Origin of the sequence: Paracoccus yibinensis (assembly GCF_030846195.1) — a bacterium.
GTDB lineage: Bacteria > Pseudomonadota > Alphaproteobacteria > Rhodobacterales > Rhodobacteraceae > Paracoccus > Paracoccus yibinensis.
In genome coordinates, this window is record NZ_JAVCWH010000045.1 from 1 (window position 1) to 5,917 (window position 5,917).

Genomic DNA, 5,917 nt, shown 5'->3' on the forward strand with positions numbered 1-5,917 from the left:
CTTGTGGCAACCAGCTCGGATACCGTGCTTGTTGATCCCACCCAACTCCGGCCCGGAACCCTTGTCTGCGATGTGGCCCGTCCGCCCAATGTCGCGAGTTCGGATCTCTCAAACAGCGGTGTTCTGGTCTTTGATGGCGGCCTTGTTTGCCCACCCTCGCCAATCGATCTTGGGCCTTTCCAGACCCTGCCAAAGAATATTGCGTGGGGCTGTCTCAGCGAGACGATGCTGCTGGCCCTGTCCGGCGAGGAAAAGGACTTCAGCATCGGCTCCTCGCTGTCACTGGCCGGGGCCGACCTGCTCGCCGCCTTGGCCGAAACGCACGGCTTCGAGCCGGCAGCACCACAGTGGTACGGAACCCTGGTGACAGAGAAAGAGCTTGACAGCTTTGCAGCTCACGTCCGGGGCCAGTCGGATTGGGGCCGGGTGGTGAAGCTCGCGGGTTGAGCTCACTCCGCAGAAGACTATAGGACGGCCGTAAAGGGAGTTGCTAGCAGGCCTGCCGAAACCTGACTGTTCGGCGGGCCAAAACCGGATCGCTCCCTTGGCGCATTGACGCCAAATTCAACTTCAGGGTGAGCGTCATCTTGGTAGTAGACAGCCATCTTCGCTCTTTGTACCGCCCGAGATCCGCCGCTTGATGATCAGGCGCGAAGTTCGTTTTCCCATGCATTCGTATAAATCCGGTCACTTGCTCAGCAATTGTCGCGACAGCATTTCTCCTCGAGTTGCCTCTGAGATTACCTGTGCCAATCATGGTCTTCTTGCCGCGGGGTGATGAGAGCGGACGTCCACGAACCATAAGATTAATCATCCATAAAAATTAACACAACTTTAAGTAGTATAGACCAGACTTAGCGCTATATCGGCAAACGACGTCTTACGTGCAGGATATTCACCAACGCTCCCGACACCGCCTATGGGACGCTGGACTTTCAGGCGGACAATCTGAGGCACTTTTCCCATGACAACTTCAACGGAGACCGCCGATCCGGCGCTCGATCTTTATGGTTTCTGGCAGTCCCATACGGCGGACGGATGGCTGATGTCCGAGTGGCCAGCAGGACAATCCAGTATTCTGCAGTGGTCGCCTGACAATGTTCGGGTCGCGGCCGATGGCAGCGTTGAGCTGGTCCTCGACCGGGCACCGGCAGGCTCTGAGTATCCTTACCAAGCGGGGGAAGTACAGTCTGCGGAAACGGCAACCACGGGCACCTGGGGCTGGACTGTCCAGGCGCCGGAGATGACGCCGGGGGCCGTCTTCGGCCTCTTTACCTACAAGGCGGATTGGGAGAACCAGCCCTGGGTCGAGTTCGACTTCGAGTTCGTTGGCGCCGACACGACCCGGGTCCAGCTCAACATCCACATGCTGAACGATGCCGGAGAGCATGTCACGCTTGATAATCACGGGTTCAAGCCGGTGTTCATCGACCTTGGTTTCGACGCCTCGGAGAGTGTGCACACCTATGAAATTACGGTCACCGAAGAGAAGGCGATCTTCTATATCGACGGCGAGGTCGTGGGCGAATTCACCGGCGCTGACATGCCGGGCGGTGTCTGGAACATCGGCCCGATGAAGAGCTACATCAACCTGTGGGCGGTGCAGCCAGAGCAGGAGCTGTGGGCGGGGGTTTGGGCGGATCCCGCGGAGCCGCTGGTGGCGCGCATCATGGGAGCGGAGGTTCGGGCTGGCGAGTATGCCAGCAACTATGGGACTGACCCGGAGGCTCCGACAGATATCCCCACCGATCCGGCGGACCCTGACCCAGCCTCTTGGGAGGAGGTAGACAGTGCCGGAACCATTACAGTCTTCTCTGAGCACTCCTACGTCCTGCCGGATCGCGTCACCAACCTTGTCCTGACGGGAAGCGCAGACACCGACGGCACAGGCAACGCACTCAACAACCGCCTGACGGGTAACATTGGCAACAACCTCCTTGATGGCGGGCTCGGGGCCGACACCGTGGAAGGCGGCGGCGGAAATGATACCTACATCGTCGACATTCTCGGCGATGTGGTGATCGAAGCGGCGGACGGCGGAAGTGATACCGTGTACGCCTCCTTCTCCTTTGCTCTGCCGAATCATGTGGAGGACGTGGTCCTGACCGGAACAGCACACCTCAACGCCATAGGCAATGTGCTCAACAACCGGCTGACGGGTAACGCCGGCAACAACATCCTTAACGGCGGGCTCGGGGCCGACATCATGGAAGGCGATGCCGGCAACGACCTCTACATCGTCGAGAATGTCGGCGATGTGGTGATCGAAGGCACTGGCCTGGGAACCGACACCGTGCGGACATCGCTGGCGACCCATACCCTCGCCAACAACGTTGAGAACCTGACCTATATCGGGACCACGGCCCCGACCACAGCCTTCAACTGGACCGGAAACGTTGCGGCGAATACCATCATAACCGGCAACGGTGCCGATACGCTGAGCGGGTTGGGTGGCAATGACATTCTCAACAGTGGTGGCGGCAACGACACTGTTATCGGGGGCGATGGCAACGACACGATGACCGGCGGCGCAGGCAACGATGTCTTCAACGGCGGCGCGGGAACGGATCGGGCAGTGTTCAGCGGGACGGTTGCAACCTATGGCTTCGCCCTGAGTGGAACCAGCATTGTCGTGACGGCACTTACCGGAACCGATGGGACCGATACGCTGTCCACGGTCGAGGAACTCAGCTTCGGCGGTTCTGTCCTGACGCTAAGGCAGGGGACAACCGCCAGTCAGACCCTCAATGGCGTTAACATCGCGGCAGATCTGATGCTGGGCTTTAGCGGGGATGACACGCTGAATGGGTTGTCGGGCAACGACGTCCTGATCGGGGAAGCCGGCAACGACGTTCTCACCGGTGGCGCCGGGCGTGACATCCTGTCGGGCGGCGCAGGTGCCGATCGGTTCGTGTTTGCCCTTGAAACAGAGACGGGGCTGGGTATCTCAGCGCGAGACGTGATCCGAGACTTCGAGGTGAACGTGGTGGGCGAGCTGATCGACCTTTCTGTTATCGATGCCAGCAGCATCACGGCCGCCAACAACGCCTTCACCTTCCTCGGCACCGCCGCCTTCACCCTGGCCAACGATAATGGGGGACTGCGGTACTTCCAGCAGAACGGAAACACCATCATCCAAGGCAGCACTGACGACGACATAGCCCCCGAGTTCGAGATCGAGTTGACGGGACTTCATACCCTGACGGCCAACGACTTCGTTCTGTAGCGGGGTCAAAACGGGGCCATAAACTGTGAAAACACTGGTCCGCAGGCGTTATGCCAGCGTCGGCCCGCGGTCCAGTGAATGGTACATCGAGCACATCCTGGCCATATCGCAGCCTAGGATATGCGCGCGCCATGGACGCCGGGGCGAGCGCCGGTGTGACGCTATACGAGAAGTGCTCCGGACAGTTTGGAGGCCTCGTAATACTCTTTGATCCCATGGATTGATGGTGCGATCCTTTCTTGGGAATGGAAGGATGCCCTATGGGACAAGTTCGTCACGGAAGCGCCACGACCACGCACGCCATCCGAGCTGCAATACAACGATCGCACGCTTCGCTCGCGACGCTGAGCCGAGAGCTGGGCATCAATCCGAAGACGGTGGCGAAGTGGCGCAAGCGGGCCACGGTCGAAGACCTGAAGACCGGGCCAAAGGAGCCATGCTCCACAACAATGAGCGCGGAGGAAGAAGCGATGGTCGTGGCGTTCAGGCGCCACACGCTGCTGCCGCTGGACGACTGCCTCTACGCACTGCAACCCTCTATACCACACCTGACGCGCTCGGCCTTGCATCGCTGCCTGCAGCGGCATGGAATATCGCGCCTGCCGGACGTCGATGGCGACAAGCCTCGATAAGGCAAGAGTGCAATAGATTTGCGCATCCCCTTATATAGCCGAACCTGATCGTTCGGCAGGCCGACACCCGATCGCTCCCGGTGCATAGGCGCCAAGTTCAACCTCGGACTTCGGCAACAACGGAATGAATATCTCCGCTCCGGGAGTTTGGGCTGCATACACCATTGTCTGACACGAGAAAGAGACCCTGACCTATCAAAAACCCATCGCTGGCGGGTCCTTCAATGTCTAGCTTGCCTGCTGTCACCCGCCGCATTCGAAGGACAGCACCCTCTTCGATATAGCGCTGGAAACGGGTCCGCAGCGCATTCGGCAAAGGTGCTGACGTGATCCTTCCTCCTCGAACAAGAGAGGTCATAAACCCAGCCTTGTGGGATTGCCCTCCCAATGCACGTTTTTACCGAAGAGCTTCAAGATCAGGCCGTACCGGGCGCGGGCGGCCTGACCCGCATCACCGCGCAATAGAGCGCGGGCACGAAGACCAGCGTGATCAGCGTGCCCGCGATGATGCCGCCCATCATCGAAAACGCCATCGGCCCCCAGAACACCTGGCGCGAGATCGGGATCAGCGCCAGCGATGCCGCCGCGGCCGTCAGAAGGATGGGCCGGGCACGGCTGTCAGAGGCCTCGAACACGGCCTGCCACTGGCTGCGCCCCTTGTGCAGCAGTTCCTGGATCTCGTGGACCAGGATGATGGAATTGCGGATCAGGATGCCGATCAGCGCCAGGATCCCCAGGATCGCGACAAAGCCCATCGGCACGCCGAAGGGCACCAGCACCGCGACCACGCCGATCAGGCCCAGGGGCGCTGCGGCGAAGACGATCAGCGACAGCCGGAAGCTTTGCATCTGCGCCATCACCAGAAGCGCCATGACCAGCAGCATCACCGGCACCACGGCGGCAATCGGTTCCTGGCTGTCGGCCGAAGTTTCGACCGTGCCGCCCACGGTGATGGTCACGTCCGTGGGCAGGCTGGCCTGGAATTCGGCCACGGCCGGGACCAGGGCGTTGACCAGCGTGGCGGGCTGGTCCTTGGTGGATATGGCGGCCTTGACGGTGACGGTCGGCAGGCCGTTGCGCTGCGCGATCAGCGGCTGTTCGGTCCCGTAGTCCAGCGACACGACTGAGGACAGCGGCGTTCCCCCGCCGTTCGGCAGCCGCAGTTGCAGGTTGCGGATCGATTCGATCGAAGTGCGATCCTCGGCCTGCCCCCGTCCCACGACGTCGATCAGGAAGATGTCGTCGCGCAACTGGGTGATGAGCTGGCCCGAAAACAGCGCCGACAGCGTGTCGGCCACGTCCTGGCTGGTCAGGCCCAGCCGCCGCACCTGGTCCTGGTCGATTTCCAGCCGCACCACGCGGGCAGGCTCGTTCCAGTCCATCGAGATGTCGCGCAGCCGGGGCTCTTGCGCCAGGACGGCGGCCAGTCGGCGGGCGGCATCGCGGGCCGCGTCGGCATCGGGCGCGCTGACCCGGTACTGCACCGGCTTGCCGACCGGAGGCCCAATTTCCAGGTTCTTTACATAGATATCGACACCCGGAAATTCACGCGCGGCCTTGTCCATCAGCAGCGCCTTGACCCGGTCCCGGGCCGCCAGATCCGGGGTCTGGATCACGATCTGGCCCATATAGGGACCGGGCGTCGGCACATCCATCGCCAGCACGAAGCGCGGCGCCCCGGTGCCGACATAGGATGTCCAGAACATCACGTCCCCGTTCCCCGCAAGGACCTGTTCCAGGCGGTCCATGTCCTCGCGCGTTTTGGCGATCGAGGTGTTCTGGCGCTCGACGATATCGACCAGAACCTCGGTGCGGTCCGATGTGGGGAAGAACTGCTGCTCGACAAAGCGCATTCCCCAGACGGACAGGGCGAACAAAGCCAGTGTGACGACGATCACGATCCACTTGAAGCTGTCAACGGCGGCGTAAAATCCGGCCACGCGGCGGCGTAAGACCAGGTCAGGTGGTTGTGGCCGGCGCCATGGCGCGCGCGCTTACCAATAGCTGGCGCGTGCCATGGCGCATTGGCCTCTTTGGGCCAAAACGAGCGATCTGATCT

At 61.3% G+C, this 5,917-nt stretch carries 3 protein-coding genes and 1 pseudogene; 3 read left to right on the top strand and 1 reads right to left on the bottom strand.

Translation table 11 applies throughout. The annotated features are described in order from the left end of the window. From RAH32_RS21160 to RAH32_RS21170, 3 genes and pseudogenes are all read left to right on the top strand, one after another. A partial coding sequence (locus RAH32_RS21160; RefSeq protein WP_306610373.1) for a hypothetical protein occupies positions 1 to 447 on the top strand: 447 nt, incomplete at its 5' end. Between the two features lie 517 nt (positions 448 to 964). After that, positions 965 to 3,226 (top strand): family 16 glycosylhydrolase, encoded by a 2,262-nt coding sequence (locus RAH32_RS21165; protein ID WP_306610374.1) that lies wholly within the window; start codon positions 965 to 967, stop codon positions 3,224 to 3,226. Positions 3,227 to 3,486: 260 nt separating this feature from the next. Beyond that, positions 3,487 to 3,852, top strand: a pseudogene (locus RAH32_RS21170) (transposase family protein); the annotation flags it as partial. A gap of 422 nt (positions 3,853 to 4,274) precedes the next feature. Here RAH32_RS21170 and RAH32_RS21175 read toward each other — a convergent pair. Further along, positions 4,275 to 5,798: an efflux RND transporter permease subunit gene (locus tag RAH32_RS21175; RefSeq protein ID WP_306610375.1), complete on the bottom strand. Its 1,524-nt coding sequence runs from the start codon at positions 5,796 to 5,798 to the stop codon at positions 4,275 to 4,277. Between the last annotated feature and the right edge of the window lie 119 nt (positions 5,799 to 5,917).

Excerpts from the sequence above, each read along its gene's own strand:
- RAH32_RS21165 (WP_306610374.1), top strand. The coding sequence starts at position 965 with ATGACAACTTCAACGGAGACCGCCGATCCGGCGCTCGATCTTTATGGT.